Origin of the sequence: Arthrobacter alkaliphilus, assembly GCF_021483235.1 — a bacterium.
GTDB lineage: Bacteria > Actinomycetota > Actinomycetes > Actinomycetales > Micrococcaceae > Arthrobacter > Arthrobacter alkaliphilus.
In genome coordinates this window covers 26,071-40,744 of record NZ_JAKEEC010000025.1, presented here as the reverse complement: position 1 = coordinate 40,744, position 14,674 = coordinate 26,071, and the positions used below count along the sequence as shown (strand labels likewise).

General features: G+C 63.4%; 15 protein-coding genes. 10 read left to right on the top strand and 5 right to left on the bottom strand.

All coding sequences use genetic code 11. From position 1 onward, the window contains the following. Positions 1 to 57 precede the first annotated feature (57 nt). The 9 genes from L0B83_RS15720 to L0B83_RS15680 all read left to right on the top strand — a co-directional run bounded on the left by L0B83_RS15720 (position 58) and on the right by L0B83_RS15680 (position 8,058). On the top strand, positions 58 to 1,218 hold the full coding sequence (locus L0B83_RS15720) for an extracellular solute-binding protein (protein ID WP_234759495.1): 1,161 nt from the start codon (positions 58 to 60) through the stop codon (positions 1,216 to 1,218). Beyond that, positions 1,215 to 2,177, top strand: coding sequence for an ABC transporter permease (locus L0B83_RS15715; RefSeq protein WP_234759494.1), 963 nt, complete (start codon positions 1,215 to 1,217; stop codon positions 2,175 to 2,177). Before L0B83_RS15720 ends, L0B83_RS15715 begins: the two co-directional genes overlap by 4 nt. After that, a complete protein-coding gene (locus L0B83_RS15710) occupies positions 2,177 to 3,040 on the top strand; it encodes an ABC transporter permease (protein ID WP_234759493.1) in 864 nt (287 codons plus the stop codon). Before L0B83_RS15715 ends, L0B83_RS15710 begins: the two co-directional genes overlap by 1 nt. Before the next feature lie 50 nt (positions 3,041 to 3,090). Beyond that, positions 3,091 to 4,152 carry an ABC transporter ATP-binding protein gene (locus L0B83_RS15705; protein WP_234759492.1) on the top strand — a complete coding sequence of 354 codons (1,062 nt, stop codon included), beginning with the start codon at positions 3,091 to 3,093 and terminating at the stop codon, positions 4,150 to 4,152. Further along, positions 4,149 to 5,681 (top strand): inositol monophosphatase family protein, encoded by a 1,533-nt coding sequence (locus L0B83_RS15700; protein WP_234759491.1) that lies wholly within the window; start codon positions 4,149 to 4,151, stop codon positions 5,679 to 5,681. Before L0B83_RS15705 ends, L0B83_RS15700 begins: the two co-directional genes overlap by 4 nt. Further along, the gene (locus L0B83_RS15695) at positions 5,665 to 6,501 is read left to right on the top strand and encodes a DUF6454 family protein (protein WP_234759490.1); all 837 of its coding nucleotides are present in this window, start codon (positions 5,665 to 5,667) and stop codon (positions 6,499 to 6,501) included. The genes L0B83_RS15700 and L0B83_RS15695 overlap by 17 nt, the downstream gene beginning before the upstream one ends. 56 nt (positions 6,502 to 6,557) lie before the next feature. Further along, positions 6,558 to 6,734: a hypothetical protein gene (locus tag L0B83_RS15690; protein ID WP_234759489.1), complete on the top strand. Its 177-nt coding sequence runs from the start codon at positions 6,558 to 6,560 to the stop codon at positions 6,732 to 6,734. 143 nt (positions 6,735 to 6,877) lie between these two features. Beyond that, entirely contained in the window at positions 6,878 to 7,180 is a 303-nt protein-coding gene (locus L0B83_RS15685) for a DUF4193 domain-containing protein (protein WP_234759488.1), read from the top strand. Positions 7,181 to 7,506: 326 nt separating this feature from the next. After that, complete coding sequence (locus tag L0B83_RS15680) at positions 7,507 to 8,058, top strand: AMIN-like domain-containing (lipo)protein (protein ID WP_234759487.1); 552 nt, start codon at positions 7,507 to 7,509, stop codon at positions 8,056 to 8,058. 62 nt (positions 8,059 to 8,120) lie between these two features. Here the strand turns inward: L0B83_RS15680 and L0B83_RS15675 are convergent, their stop codons facing one another. The 5 genes from L0B83_RS15675 to L0B83_RS15655 all read right to left on the bottom strand — a co-directional run bounded on the left by L0B83_RS15675 (position 8,121) and on the right by L0B83_RS15655 (position 13,426). Then, positions 8,121 to 9,686 (bottom strand): APC family permease, encoded by a 1,566-nt coding sequence (locus L0B83_RS15675; RefSeq protein WP_234759486.1) that lies wholly within the window; start codon positions 9,684 to 9,686, stop codon positions 8,121 to 8,123. A gap of 532 nt (positions 9,687 to 10,218) precedes the next feature. Further along, positions 10,219 to 10,605: a flagellar assembly protein FliW gene (locus L0B83_RS15670; RefSeq protein WP_234759485.1), complete on the bottom strand. Its 387-nt coding sequence runs from the start codon at positions 10,603 to 10,605 to the stop codon at positions 10,219 to 10,221. Further along, a complete protein-coding gene (gene flgL, locus L0B83_RS15665) occupies positions 10,602 to 11,489 on the bottom strand; it encodes a flagellar hook-associated protein FlgL (protein WP_234759484.1) in 888 nt (295 codons plus the stop codon). The genes L0B83_RS15670 and flgL overlap by 4 nt, the downstream gene beginning before the upstream one ends. Positions 11,490 to 11,492: 3 nt before the next feature. After that, a complete protein-coding gene (gene flgK / locus L0B83_RS15660; RefSeq protein WP_234759483.1) occupies positions 11,493 to 12,914 on the bottom strand; it encodes a flagellar hook-associated protein FlgK in 1,422 nt (473 codons plus the stop codon). Between the two features lie 11 nt (positions 12,915 to 12,925). Next, complete coding sequence (locus L0B83_RS15655; protein WP_234759482.1) at positions 12,926 to 13,426, bottom strand: flagellar protein FlgN; 501 nt, start codon at positions 13,424 to 13,426, stop codon at positions 12,926 to 12,928. 301 nt (positions 13,427 to 13,727) lie between these two features. Between L0B83_RS15655 and L0B83_RS15650 the strand changes: the two genes are divergently transcribed. Next, entirely contained in the window at positions 13,728 to 14,594 is an 867-nt protein-coding gene (locus L0B83_RS15650) for a flagellin N-terminal helical domain-containing protein (RefSeq protein WP_308194006.1), read from the top strand. Positions 14,595 to 14,674 lie beyond the last annotated feature (80 nt).

Here is a 14,674-nt window from a genome sequence, read left to right as displayed (position 1 = left end):
CCCTTGGAAAGTAGTCCTGAATTTGGGGACCTTTCGGCACAAGATGAAGGAATAGCCATGACCAACCGCTTTCTAGCAGCGGCCGCACTCGCCGTTGTTGCAGCCACCGCTGTGACCGGCTGCGCGCAAAGCAGCACCACTTCGGCCCAGAACAATGGCGCCAGCTCATCCCCTGACAAGAACATCACCGTGCTCATCAGCGGGGACACCAACGTCCAGAAACTGTGGGAGAAGAACCTCGTCCCCGCGTTCGAGAAGGCCAACCCCGGCTACAGCGTGAAGGTCACGCTCGATCTGCACGGCGAGCACGATTCCCAGACCTTGGCGAAACTGACCAGCGCCACGGAGCAGAACAAGGAACCCGACTTCGACCTGGTGGATGGCGGATTCGTCTCCAAGGCTTCCGCAGCCAACCTCCTGACCCCGGTCACCTCACAGACGATTTCGGCCCTCAACGATGTTCCCCAGGAAGTCATCAAGGCCGGTGGCACGGGCGGCATCCCTTACCGTGGCTCCGCTGTGCTCCTTGCGTACGACACAAAGACGGTGGCCACCCCGCCGAAGACCCTTGACGACCTGCTCGCGTGGATCAAGGCAAACCCGGGCAAGTTCACCTACAACTCGCCCAAGTCGGGCGGATCCGGCGGGGCATTCGTTGCCACCGTGCTGGACAAGTTCGTTCCGGCAGACGCCCGCGCCAAGATGACCGTGGGCTACGAGAAGGATCTGGAGAAGTACTGGGACCAGGGCTTCGCGACGTTGAAGGACCTGAACTCGTCCGTCTTCCAGAACGGCGTGTACCCGAACGGCAACCAGCAGACCCTTGACCTGCTCGCCAAAGGCCAGATTTCCATGGCCCCGGTCTGGTCGGACCAGTTCATCACCGGCGTGACCAACGGCCAGATCCCGTCGACGGTGAAGGCTACCCAGATCAGCAACCCGTCGTTCACCGGCGGTGCTGCCTACCTCGGCATCCCCAAGTCCTCGCCCCGCCAGGAAGCGGCGCTGAAGCTGGCGAACTTCGTCCTGACTCCGGAAGCGCAGTCCATGATCATCAAGGAAATGTCCGGATTCCCGGCCATCAGCCTGGACAAACTGCCGGCTGACATCAAGGAGAAGTTCAAGGACGCTGACACGAACAACCTGCGCAAGGGTTACTTCGACCAGATGAGCAAGGACCTGAACAACCTCTGGGACCAGAAGGTTCCCGGCCAGTGACAACCACGCTTCAAAAGCCGGCGGAACTGCAAAAAACAGTTCCGCCGGCAGGTGCCACACGCCCCAAGCGCCTGGGCCAGCGCGCCGTCGGGTTCTTCATGGCGTTGCCGCCGATCCTGTTGATCGCAATCTTCGTCGGGTTCCCGATCGTGCTCGCCTTCGGCTTCAGCATCGGCCTGACGGGCGGCTTGAACCACACCATCGCCACCATCGGCCAGAACGTCCACGAGGCAGAGGCTTGGTGGGGAACGTTCGCTGCATACCAGGAAATGTTCACCAACAAGCGATTCCTCGGCGACCTCCTGCTCACCGTCATTGTGACGGTCGTCAGCACGGCAACGGTCATTTTCCTGGCCATGGGCATCGGGCTCTACCTCAAGCTCAAGGGCGGTCGAATGGCCCGCCTGCTCTCCGGCCTTGCGATCGTTCCGTTGTTCATTCCGGTGGTTATCGCCTCGTGGGCGATTCTCACCTTCTACTCCGGAACGGGATTCCTTCGGAGTGTCTTCGCGCTCGTCGGCGTCGACTTCCCCGTGTGGGCTTTCACCATGGTCACGGTCATCATCGGTTCCGTCTGGACGTCCCTGCCTTTCGCCGTCCTCATGGTCTCCTCCGGCTTGCAGTCCGTGCCTAACGCCATGATCGAAGCGGCGCGCGACGCCGGTGCCGGAACCTTGCGCACGATCGTCTCAGTGATCGTTCCCATGGCGGCAGTTCCCATCATCATCGCGACGACGTTTACGGCAATCGGAATTGTTGGATCGTTCACGGTCCCGTATTTCACCGGGCCGAACTCGCCCAACATGCTCGGAGTGGACATGTCCAACTACTTCTCTTCCTTCAACCAGCCGCAGCAATCAGCGGTCATGGCCTTTACGGTCTTCCTGATTGCCTCCGGAATCGCCGCGCTCTACGTGTGGGCGAACTTCCGGTCCGCCAAGGAACAGGGGAAAGTCTGATGGCTGTCGCAACCGGATCCCCCGCTGCTTCCCGCACCCGCCGGCCACTCACGCTGGACGCGATTGTCCGCAATGTGCTGGTGGGCCTCTTCGTGGCCCTGATGGTCGTTTTCATCCTCGGCCCACTGCTCTGGTTGGGCGTGCGCGCCTTCGCCGGCACCTGGACCTACCCCAACCTCCTTCCGGATGACTGGACGTTGCGTTGGTGGCAGGTGGTGGTCAACGACGGCGCACTCGGCATCGCCGTGCAGAACTCGTTGTTCTTCGCCCCGGTGACCGTCCTCGTATCCGCGGTTATCTGCTTGCCCGCGGCGTACGCTTTCGCCCGGTTCGATTTTCCCGGGCGGCGATTCTTCCTGATCAGCCTGTTCGCGACCAACGCCTTTCCCAAGATGGGCCTGTTCGTCACCCTTGCCGCACTCTTCTACGCGTTGAACCTGATGAACACCGTGCTGGGAATCCTGGTGGTGCACGTGCTGGGCACGGTGGTCTTCATGACGTGGATCCCGGCGGCAGCCTTCGCTGCCGTCCCGCGGAACCTCGAGGAAGCAGCCCGCGACGCCGGAGCCTCCAAATTGCGCGTGTTTACTTCCGTGACGCTCCCCATGGCACTTCCCGGGATTATCGTCGCCGCCGTGATGTCCTTCCTGGCATCCTTCGACGAAGCACAAGGAACGTACTTGGTGGGTGCCCCGGCATTCATGACCATGCCCACCCAGATGTACAGCCTCGTGCTGAACTACCCCACCCAGGTGGCTGCCGTCTTCTCGATCCTGCTGGCCATCCCGTCCGTAGCCCTCATGCTCGCGGCGCACAAGCACATCCTCGGCGGCCAGCTCGCCGAAGGCTTCCAGATCAAATAGCGCACCGCGCTCAAATGTCAGACAGAGAAACCATGACAATCCATGAACCATTGACTGAATCGTCCGCCAGCCCCACGAACCCGGGCACACCGGCGTCGAGCGGTGGCCTCACCATCCGCGGCCTCCACAAGGTCCTCGGCGGCCGCACCATCATCGACAACCTCGACCTGTCCGTCAAGGCGGGCGAGCTGGTGTCACTGCTGGGGCCCTCCGGCTGCGGCAAGACAACCACGCTGCGCATGATCGCGGGCTTCCTTGAGCCGGACTCCGGCTCCATCGAGGTGGAAGGCCAGGAAGTCTCCCACCTCGGCGCGGAGAACCGCCCCAGTGCCATGGTGTTCCAGAACTACGCACTTTGGCCCCACATGACCGTGGCCAAGAACGTCGGCTTCCCGTTGAAGCTCCGCAAAATGTCCAAGGCCGAGATCAAGGACAAAGTGGAAGCCGTCCTCGAACTGGTCAGCCTTTTGCACCACAAGGATTCCAAGCCCGCCCGCATCTCCGGCGGCGAGCAGCAACGCGTCGCTTTGGCCAGGGCGCTCGTCCAGGAGCCGAAGCTCCTGCTCCTTGACGAGCCCTTGAGCAACCTGGACGCGAAGCTGCGCGTCAAAGTGCGTGAAGACATCCGCAAGATCCAGCAGGAACTGGGCATCACCACGGTCATCGTCACGCATGACCAGGAAGAGGCGATGTCCATGTCCGATCGCATCGCCGTGATGAATGCGGGCAAGATCGAGCAATACAGCACTCCGGAAGCGCTCTATGCCCGCCCGGAAACCGAATTTGTGGCCACCTTCATCGGCAGCATGAACCGGTTGGAAGGCACGCTCGACGGCGGACTCATCACCACGGGCACCGACATTCTCGGGATCCGGCCCGAGGACGTCATCCTGGCCGACGCGCCGTTCGCAGGTGCCGTGCCGGCAACCGTCGAGCGGGTCGTTCCGCGCGGACACTTCCAGGAAGTCTACGTGCGCAGGGCGGACGCCCAGCTGCGGAGCTTTGTCACCGGCGAGCCCATGCAGCCGGGCCAGCAGACCTATGCGGCAATCCGGAAGGCCATGACCTTCCGGGACGGACGACTGGTCGCAGAGCCGGGTGCCGCGCTTTGAGCAACACCACTGCCACGCAAAAGACCCGCGCCACCGCCCACCGGGGCGACTCCAGCAAGCACCTGGAGAACACGCTGGCCGCCATCGCCTCGGCGATCGACGCCGGCGCGGACCTCGTGGAGGTGGACGTCCGGGTAACGAAGGACGGGCAGGTGATCCTGCTCCACGATGCCTCGCTGCTCAGGATCTGGGACCTCGACGCCGACGCCGCAGACGTCGACTACGACCGAATCAAGCAACTCGGCGCCGGCGAGGAACGGATCCCGTTGCTTTCCGAAGCCCTTGAGCTTTTCAGCGGCAGCCCCTCGACCTTGCTCATCGACATGGACGAGCCCGGCCCGGCAGAGGCGGCCGCCGCCGTCGTCCGCGGTAGCGGCATCGAGGTGGCCTGGTGCGGGAATCTGGACGGGATGCGCATCATCCGCGCCCTCGATCCGGACGCCCGGATCTGGCTGCCCTGGAACAAACGGATCGCACCGCCGGAGGAGTTGCTGGCCGAGCTGAACCCCGAGTTCGTCAATTCCGAGCATGTGGTCCTCAGCAAGGACTTCGTGGACCAGATCCACGCCGCGGGAGCCAAAGTGGCCTGCTGGACCATCGATGATCTCGAAACCATGCGCTGGGCCTTGGGACTCGGCGTGGATTCGATCACGAGCAACCAGCTTGACCTGTTGCAAAGCGCGATCGCTGAGGACCCGCAGGCATGGGCGTCGGCCCAGGCTCCCGGCGGACTGGCTGGAGACGAGGTTCTTGAATCCCGGAGAGTCGCGTTGGAGCTGGCCGAATGGGCTGTTGGATACATGCGCGACGCCGATCGCGGCATGGTCTCAACCAAGGCACACCCTGGTGACCTGGTCACGGAAGTCGATGTCGCCGTCGAGCGCCACGTGCGTGAAGTGATCGCCGCCCGCCTTCCGGGCCACACGGTGGTTGGCGAGGAAATGGGCGGAGTTGCCGTGCCCGGCGAACCGTGTTGGTACCTTGATCCCGTCGACGGAACCACCAACTACGTGAACCAGATTCCCTGGACCGCGTTCTCGCTTGCCTTGGCTGTGGACCGCAAGCCGGCCGTCGCCGTCGTCGCCGATCCTTGGCGAGGCGAGATTTTCGAGGGGTGGGCCGGCCACGGTGCCTGGCTCAACGGAAAGCCCCTGTCGCTGGCTCCGGTTCCGACCGCGGACCTGGCCGGAACCGTAGTGGCGACCGAACTCGCAGGGCACTTGCCATGGCCCGGAATGTTGGAACTCCTCGCGGAACTCGGCGCGCGGCACAGCATCATGCGGATCATGGGTTCGGCGACGATGACGGTGGTGGGCGTGGCTGCCGGGCGTGGTGCCGGGGCAATCATCGGGAGCTTCAGCCCGATCGACCACCTGGCGGCGACGCTCATTGTTCAAGAGGCGGGCGGCGCCGTGGTCAATTCCGAAGGCGAAACGGACACGTTCCCCGAACAGGGCGGAATCCTTGCGGCGCGCCCAGAGTATGCAGCCGAGCTTTACGAACTGTGGAGCCATGCCGATGCCAGCTGAGCTTCTCTCCGCTCTCGACCGGCGGAGCGGCTTTGAACTGGTCAAGGAGATCCACCTCGACTTTCCGACCCACCACCCGCAAGGCATGGCATTCGCCAAGGGATTGACGTTCTTGTCCTCCGTCGAGATCCTCGACGCGCCGCGCCCTGCGGAGGATCCTGCGCTGCGCACTTGCGGGCGGGGGAGCGGGCACGTCTTCGTCATCGGGCCGGACGGTGGGCTGCTTCGCGATATTCCTGTGGGCGAGGACGCGGCGTATCACCCCGGTGGTATCGATTTCGACGGCGACCACGTCTGGGTTTCGGTCGCGGAGTACCGGGCCGAGAGCAGAAGCATCATCTACACGATCGATCCGGACACCTTCGAGGCCCGCGAGCGGTTCCGCGTGGAGGACCACATCGGTTGGATCGTACGCGATCCCGGACTGGACCTGGTGTTCGGCGGAAGCTGGGGTTCCAGGCAGTTCTACACGTGGGACACGGAAGGTCGGTTGGTGGATCGGTGGGACAACCCAGGCCACTTCGTCGACTACCAGGACGCCCAGCTTCTGGGGCCCGGACTCTTGTTGTGCAGCGGGATTTCCCTGGTACCGCAGGCCGATGGGGGCGCCCTTGAACTCGGGGGACTGGCTTTGGTGGAACCGCTGCGCCAAAGAATCACCTGGGACGCGCCCGTCAGCGTCTTCAGCCGTGCAGGTCACGTCATCACACGAAACCCGCTCACGGTCACGGCGGACGAATCGGGACTGGTGATTCACGCGGCGCCGGATGATGGTGCCGACGAGGGCGGCACACGGATCCTGAGCTACAGGACCATTTAACATAGCTGTGACAGACCGGAAACGGGTCTTGAACCGCGCCTCGATAGCGTGGCCGCATGATCGTATCCATCATGTCCAAGGTGAGCGCCTGGATCGAAGCGGCCTACTTCTACGACGCCGCCGGGGTGGGTGCCTCCGGAGCCACTGAAACCACCCGTTACGGATGGCTCCCGGCGCTCAGCGGCGTCGCAATTGCCTACTCCGAAGCTCAGAAAATCCGCGCTTCGGAGTAGGCGAAACCCCGTGTTTCCGGGGTTGTCACCTGGCCAAGTGTCTTGTTGAACACACTATTCGTTGATGGCGTGTACTATGCCCTAAACTGCTTCACTGAGATGCCTGAAAGGGCAGTATGCAGCAACGAAAGTGAACCCCACCAATGGCTACCGATTACGACGCCCCACGCAAGACCGAAGAAGAGTCTCCCGCCGAGTCGCTCGAGGCCCTTCAGGCGTCCCGCGGCTCCGGTGCCCAGACTGCTGTCATCGACATCGACGAGAACGACACAGCCGAGGGCATCGACCTTCCGGGCGCAGACCTGTCAAACGAAGAACTGACCGTCATTGTTGTCCCCGAGCAGTCTGATGAATTTACGTGTTCATCGTGCTTCCTGGTCCGTCACCGGTCGCAGATCGCCCTGGAAAAGAACGGCCTCAAGTACTGCCGCGACTGCGAAGGCTAATTTCCCGCACGCACACAGTGCCCCGCCAGACTTGAAGAGAGCCGGGCGGGGTTTTGCGTGCCCGGGTGGTGCGAGCCCTTCGGGTGGAGGCGGCACCGCCGTCGTTATCTGAAATGTCGTTATCTGAAATAACGAACCGAGGCGCGAAACGGGTCACAAACCCCAAAAAGCCGCGGAAACGAGGCGGCGGAATGACATCTCCGTGACCCTGGGTGGACTCCATTAACGGTTCTGCGCCGAAGCGGACACGGGACCACTGAATGGGTTCAAACGCTCCTACGCTTGAGCTATTGATTCGCTCGAGCGCTCAAAGGGAGTGGGCACAAGTGAGGAAATTCCACGTGTGGTTGTTTGCCTTTCTAGTCGCAGCCGGGCTCGGGCTTGTGGTTCCCGGGGCGGCGTCGGGGGCGCCATATTGCGGCATCGCCTGGGGTTCGCTGGCGAGGTCGAGCCCGGGATTGACCCAAGCGCAGGTCGTCAACGTCAGGACCGGCGAGCAGGCCTGTTTCGACCGGCTGGTGGTCGACGTGAACGGGACGATGGCAGGCTACTCTGTCCGGTACGTTCCGCAGGTGCTCCAGGATGGCTCGGGAATGCCCGTTGATTTGAGGGGAAACGCCTTCTTGCAGATCACCATCAACGCCCCGGCGTACGATTCATCCGGCAATTCCACCTATAAGCCGGCCGACAAGAGCGAACTCGCGAACGTCTCGGACTACAAAACCTTCCGGCAGGTGGCCTTCGCGGGCAGCTTCGAGGGCTACACGAGCCTCGGTCTGGGAGTTCGCGCCCGGCTGCCGTTCAGGGTTTTCAAGCTGGCTGGGCCGGGATCGGGATCGGGATCGCGCCTGGTGGTCGACGTCGCGCACACGTGGTGATGCGCCAACAACAGAAGCCCTGCCCCGGTTAATCCGGAACAGGGCTTCTGCCGTACTTGGGGTTACTCGGGAACCACCAGGGCCGGTGTGTCCTGGCGAAGGGTTTCGCCTCGGAAGAAGCCGGGCCGGACGCGGGCCATGATCACCATGACCACTGCTCCGAGGACCAGGATGCCCACGCCAATGATGAACACGAGGCCGACGCCGAAAATCTCGGAACCGCTGCCGAAGTCCGGAGACCAGCTGTCGGCCGCCGTCTGGATGAAGACGAGGGTCAGAACCACGCCGCCGATCACCGGGAAGAGAAGCCGCATGAAGAAGTTGCGGACGCTGCTGAACACGGTGTGCCGGAAGTACCAGGCGCAGGCAAAAGCGGTCATTCCGTAGTAGAAGCAGATCATCAAGCCCAGGGCCATGATGGTGTCGTTGAGGACGTTCTCACTGACCACCTTCATGATCGCGTAAAACCCGCCGGAGATAGCCCCGGCCATGATGGTCGCGAATCCGGGCGAACCGAAGCGCTTGCTCACGGTGGAGAACTTCGGCGGAAGGGCACCGTAGTGGCCCATGGCGAGCAGGCTTCGGGCGGGGGAGGCCATGGTGGACTGCAGGGACGACGCTGTGCCTGCGAGTACGGCCAAAGACATGAGGATCGCCAAGGGGCCCATCACGGGGGAAGCCAAAGCGGCGAAGATATTCGACTGGTTGTCCGGGTTGTTGAGCCCGATGCCGTCTCCGCCAACGCCCGCCACCATCATGGTGGCGACGATCACGGCGATGTAGAGTCCCAGCACGGCGATCGCCGTCGTCGTTCCCGCCTTGCCGGCCGTGCCCTTGCCGCCCTTGGTCTCTTCGTTGACCGTCAGGCAAACGTCCCAGCCCCAGTAGACGAAGACCGCCAGGGACATGCCGGCCGCGAACTGCTCAAAGCTGCTGATTTTCGTGGGGTCGAACCAGTCCCAACTAAAGGCGATGGCCGTCGGGGTGTCGCCGGAGGAAGCGTGGGTGAGGGCCATGACGATGAACACGCCCAGGACCACCACTTGGAATCCCACCATGGCGTACTGCACGAGTTTGGTGGCGTGGAGGCCCCTGTAGCTGACCCAGACAGCCAGCGCCACGAACGCCAGGCAGGTGGCGATATTCACGGCTTTGTTGGACGTGAGGTCGGCAAGGTCAGGATTGCCGAAAACCTGGGCGAGGAAAAGGTAGAAGAAGTCCACCGCGACGCCTGCCAGATTGGAAAGGACGATGATGTTCGCCGCCAGCAGGCCCCAGCCGCCCATCCAGCCGATGAACGGTCCGAAAGCCTTGGTGGCCCATGTGAAGGTAGTGCCGCTGTCCGGCGAGTCTGCGTTGAGCTCCCGGTAGGCGAAGGCCACGAGGATCATCGGGATGAAGGCCACGATGAAAATCGCCGGGAGTTGAAGCCCTACTGCGTTGACCGCCGGGCCTAGTGAACTGGTCAGGCTGTACGCCGGTGCCACGGAGGAAATACCCAGGACGACGACGGCGAGGAGCCCCAGCTGCCCCGTCTTGAGTCCTTTGCCGCTTATGCCGTGCTCGGTGCCGGCGGGATCGTGGACCTCCATGGTTGTCCTACCGCTTGGACGGATTACTTGAGTCATGTGCTTGGCTCTTTCTAGATGGGCCGAAGATTGTTGCTGGGTGATGGACTGGAAGCCGTCTGCGGAGTCATCGAAGCTGATGGCGGGCGGCGGAGGGTGGGGCGCCCGGGCGGGTGGTGCAGATCATGATGGCTGTTCTCCGGTGAGACGGCAGTCACTAAATGAATGACGTTCATTTAGTATGGATGCGAAGAAAGCCTGACGCAAGTGGTTTGGGAAACAATTTCGATTTCGGCGTCGATCATCTGACCGGGCGTTGGGCGGGAGGGGCCCAAAGGTGACCGGGCGTCGGGAGGAAAGGGCCCAAAGGTGACCGGGCGTCTGGCGGGAGGGGCCTAAAGGTGACCGGGCGTCGGGGGAGCGGCGGGTCAGGAAGGACGCCCGGTCACATATCACGCCAAAAGCGGCGACGCCCGGTCACGTATCGCGCCAAAAGCGGCGACGCCCGGTCACATCATCTGACCGGGCGTCCGGCGGGAGGGGCCCATAAGTGACCGGGCGTCGGACGGGCGGGTAGGGGCGAGGGTGCCGCTTAGGCGCCCAGCTCGGCCCGGAGGGGGTATTCCCTGCTGTCCAAGAGAAGCTGTGTGCAGCGACCGGTTTCCGGGTTCAGCACGATCGGGGCCGCGAGATTGACTGTGGTCTTTTCCGTGCTCGGGTTGACCACCACCAAGGTGGTTGCCAGTTCGGCGCGGTCCAGGCCGAGATCGTCCAGCGTAGAGCCTGGGATGGCGGGCGCGTACCCCGGAACGTAAACCGCGGCCTCGGCCAGGAACATCCGGATCCGCGTGCTCGCCGACTCCATGGCGTAGAGCCCTGGGGCGCCGTCGATTTCCCGCAGGGCGAAGCCGTCGGACGCTTCAAGCCCCGGCATGGGCGCAGTGAAGCTCAACTCCCGGGAGGCCTGTGCCGTGCTCATTTCAGGAAATCCATGAGCGTGGGCTGGAGCGTCTTGGCGGTGACCGCGAGGGCAACCTGGTAGTTGGTTTCCTGCAGCTTCAAGTCCATGACGGCCTTTCCGATGTCTGCGTCTTCAATTCCGGAACGCTGTGCGTCCAACGAGGCCTTCAGTCCGTCGACGGAGTCCTGTGCGCGCATGAGTTTGGTTTGCCTGGCACCGACGTCCGCCCGTCCGTTGACGATGGACTTGATCTTGTCGCCGATCGCCGCCAAACGGCCGCTGACGTCCGCGCCTGAGCGGATATCGGCGACGACGTTGCTCACCAAAGCGAAAACCGAGCCGGCGCCGTCACCGAAGATAGCACCGCCGTCGGCGTCGACCCGTACGGTCTGCGTCGCGTCAATCCGCCGTTCCACTGTGCTGCCTGGCGTTCCATTGAAAACAGGTGGCGTGGCATTGCTGAACGCGCCGGCGGAATCGGAACTTCCGGCGAAGACGTTGCGGCCCAGGTACTGCGTATTCGCTTGGGCCAGGAGGTCCTTGTTGAGGCCTTCGATTTCGACGGCGATCGCCTCCTTGGCGTTGCTGTTCAGGGAACCGTTGGCGGCCTGGACTGTGAGGTCGCGGACCCGGTTGAGGATATTGGTGGCCTGGCCGAGGGCCGAATCGGCGGTGGTCAGCCAGCCGTTGCCGTCGTTGATGTTGCTGGAATACTGTCCTGCTGCGCTGAGCTGGCTCTTTGTGGCGAGCAAGTTCGCTGTGGCTGCGGGATCGTCCGAGGGCCTGGTGATGTTCTTGAGGTTGCTGGCCTTGTCCTGGAGCGCGGCGAGCTTGGCCTGCCCGGCCTGCAGGTTCAGTTGCGCGGCCGCGGACATCGTCTGGGTCGTGACACGGTTGAGCATGGCTTACCTTCCCACCAATCCGGTGTGGTTGATCAGGACGTCGAGTGCTTCATCCACGGCTGTCATGGCGCGGGCAGCCGCCTGGTAGGCGTGTTGGTTGCTTAGGAGGCTGATGTTCTCCTCGTCGAGGCTGACCGACGCACCGGAGGAACGCTGCCCGACGGCGGCCGTGCTCGCCGCGTCGGCGAGCTGTTGGTGCTGCTGTGCCGACTGTGAGGCCATGCCAATCGCTGTGACGATTCCGGACCACAGCGCGTCAGGGGAAGCCTGCCCGGTGCCGAGCTGGGCGACTGCATCCGCGATTTTGCCATCGAGGGCGCCCGAGCCGGGGCTGCCGGTGGCGATTCCTGCGGCGCTCGTCGGCACGACGCTGAGGGACAGGGCCGCCGGGGCGCCGGGCGTGGTGGCGAAGAAATCGAGGTTTGAGGCGCCGGTGGCGGAGTGGCCTGTGCGATGAACGGCATTGACGTCGTTCATGAGCTTGGTGGCGAAGGCGTTATAGGAAGCGGCGGCCTCGGAGATGGCACCTCCCGTGCCTCCCGCCGCCGCGGGGGCAAGGAGGGAGACAGCGCCGGCGAGCTTTCCGCCGTCGAGGGGAACCGCCACCCCGGGGCGATCGGCCCATTCCAGCTGGACCGGTGACCCGCCCGCGCCCATGCTCGCCTGGCCGCTCAAGGTGAGGCTGCGATGCGAAGTACCGGAAACGATCGCGTTGCCGCCCACGAAGACATCCACCGTGCCGTCGGCGTTGTCCCGGACCGTTCCGCCAGCCAAGGAAGCAATGGTTTCGCTTACCTTGTTTCGGGCATCGATGATCTCGTTGGCGGAGCCGCCCGATGCCGTGACCGATCGGATCGTCGCGTTGAAGCCGGCTACCTGGGCTGCGGCATCGTTCAGGGTGGCAACGGCACTTTGGGCTTCTCCGCGGATCCGGGTCCACTGTGAATCCAATGCCTTGTAGCCCGCCGACACTGTGTCGGCAAGGGTGGTGCCGGCTTGTAGCAGCATCCCGGCCGGGGCTGCTTCGCCCGGGTGGTTGGAGACCCCCTGCCACGAGGACCAGAAGGCCTGCAGCGCCGTCGATATTCCAGCGGGCCCGGGCTCGTTCAAGGAACCTTCGAGTTGCTGGAGTTGTGTGGACCGATAGCCTGCGTAGCCGGCCTGGGCTGCGCTCGAGCGCACACCGGCATCGAGGAAACTGTTACCCAGGCGGGCGATTCCGTCCACCGATACGCCTTGGCCGGCCTGCGCGCCCGTTGCGAAGAGGCCCGATCGGGAAGGCGCGCTTACGGCTGATTGCTCGATCCGCTGCCTGGTGTACCCGTCAGTGCCGGCGTTGGCGATGTTCTGTCCGGCAACGTTGATGCCCTGCTGCGCCGCGGTGAGGCCCAGGTAGGCCGTATTGAGTCCGCCGAATGTGCTCACTGCTGTGTCCTTCAGAATTGCTTGTCGAAGAGGCGGGACGGGGCCGAGTCCGCTGCCTTCTTATGGGAACCGGTCCGCCCGTGGGAGTCGTACGTTACGGCCGCCGGCTTCAGATCCGCCATGGTTTCCTGGGTGGAGCGGACGGCAGCGCGAAGGAACTGCTCGTTTGAATCGCGCAGCTCCTTGATGATGGCGGTCTGCTGCTGCATTGCGTTCAGGTGCGAGGACAGGACGTCGGCCCACGCTTCTTCGGGGGCGGACGAAGCCAATTCGCCCAGTGAAGACTCGGCAGGCAAACCCCATTGCTCTGCCACCGCGGCCACTTCCACCGCCCTTGCAAGGCCGGCCTTGGACAGGTGCCCCAGAACCTGTTCCACTTCGCGGGTGCCATGCGGCAACCAACGGGATTTGCCCGCCGTGAGGAGGAGCTGCTCTTCCTCCAACTTGAATGTCAGCAAATCCAGTAGCTCACGTTCTCGCCACAGGAGGGCCGACAGTTCATGGATGGCCATGTCGGGTCAACTCCAGTTCCGGGGTGGGTTTTTCGGGTGCGTTCCCGCGGGAAAGCACTTTCCCCTGTGCATTCGCCGCGTTGCAAATAACTATCGGCTGCTGCTGCCCATGCGTTAGGCGTTGTTTATGCATGATTTATTCGCTTTGTCCAGTCAAGTGACGTGGGGGCGTTTTTGGGACCGGTCGCAAATTTTCCTGCCGGGTTTTGCTAACCAAGGGGACTGCCGTTCCGATAGCCAGAAGTAACAGGCCACGGACGGCCTGGGAGTACCAGCAGACCCAATCACGGAGGAATACATCATGGGCATGGCGATCAACACAAACATCATGGCGAACAACGCCTACGGCAACCTCAACCGCACGCAGAACGAGGTGTCCAAGTCGATGGAGAAGCTCTCCAGCGGCCTGCGCATCAACCGTGCAGCTGACGACGCTGCGGGCCTGGCCATCTCGGAAGGCCTCAAGTCCCAGGTCAGCGGTTCGGCAGTGGCTGCCCGCAACGCCCAGGACGGCATCTCGGTCATCCAGACCACTGAAGGTGCACTGACCGAAGTCCACTCGATCCTGCAGCGCATGCGCGACCTCGCCGTCCAGGGTGCCAACGACACCAACAACACGGCTTCCCGTACCGCGATCAAGAGCGAAGGCGACGCACTCGGCAAGGAACTGGACCGCCTCACGCAGTCCACCCAGTTCAACGGCATCGACGTCCTCAAGGGCGCGGCGGGTAACAGCGGCGCGTCCTTGAACATCCAGGTCGGCACCGGCGGCAGCGCCAACGACAAGATCGCCATCAACCTGGGCGACGTTGCAACCGCCGTCGGAACCGGCGCTACCGGCCTCTCCGGCTCCACGGGTGCAGGTGGATTCAAGGTGGATACCACGGCCAACGCCCAGACCACCATCGGCACGGTGGACGCAGCCATCGCGGCTGTTTCGGCTCAGCGCGCCGATCTGGGTGCAACCCAGAACCGCCTGGAGCACGCCACGAAGACCCTCCAGGTCTCCGGCGAAAACCTGCAGGCAGCCGAGTCCCGCATCACGGACACGGACATGGCTTCGGAAATGGTCAAGTACACCAAGGCCAACATCATGTCCCAGGCCGGCACGGCAATGCTGGCGCAGGCCAACCAGTCGGGCCAGGGCGTCCTCTCGCTCCTGCGCTAGGACCTTCCGGTAGCTGACCGGTAACCAGCGAATGGCGGCCAGGACGGGAACACACCCCTGGCCGCCATTCGCGTCCGGAC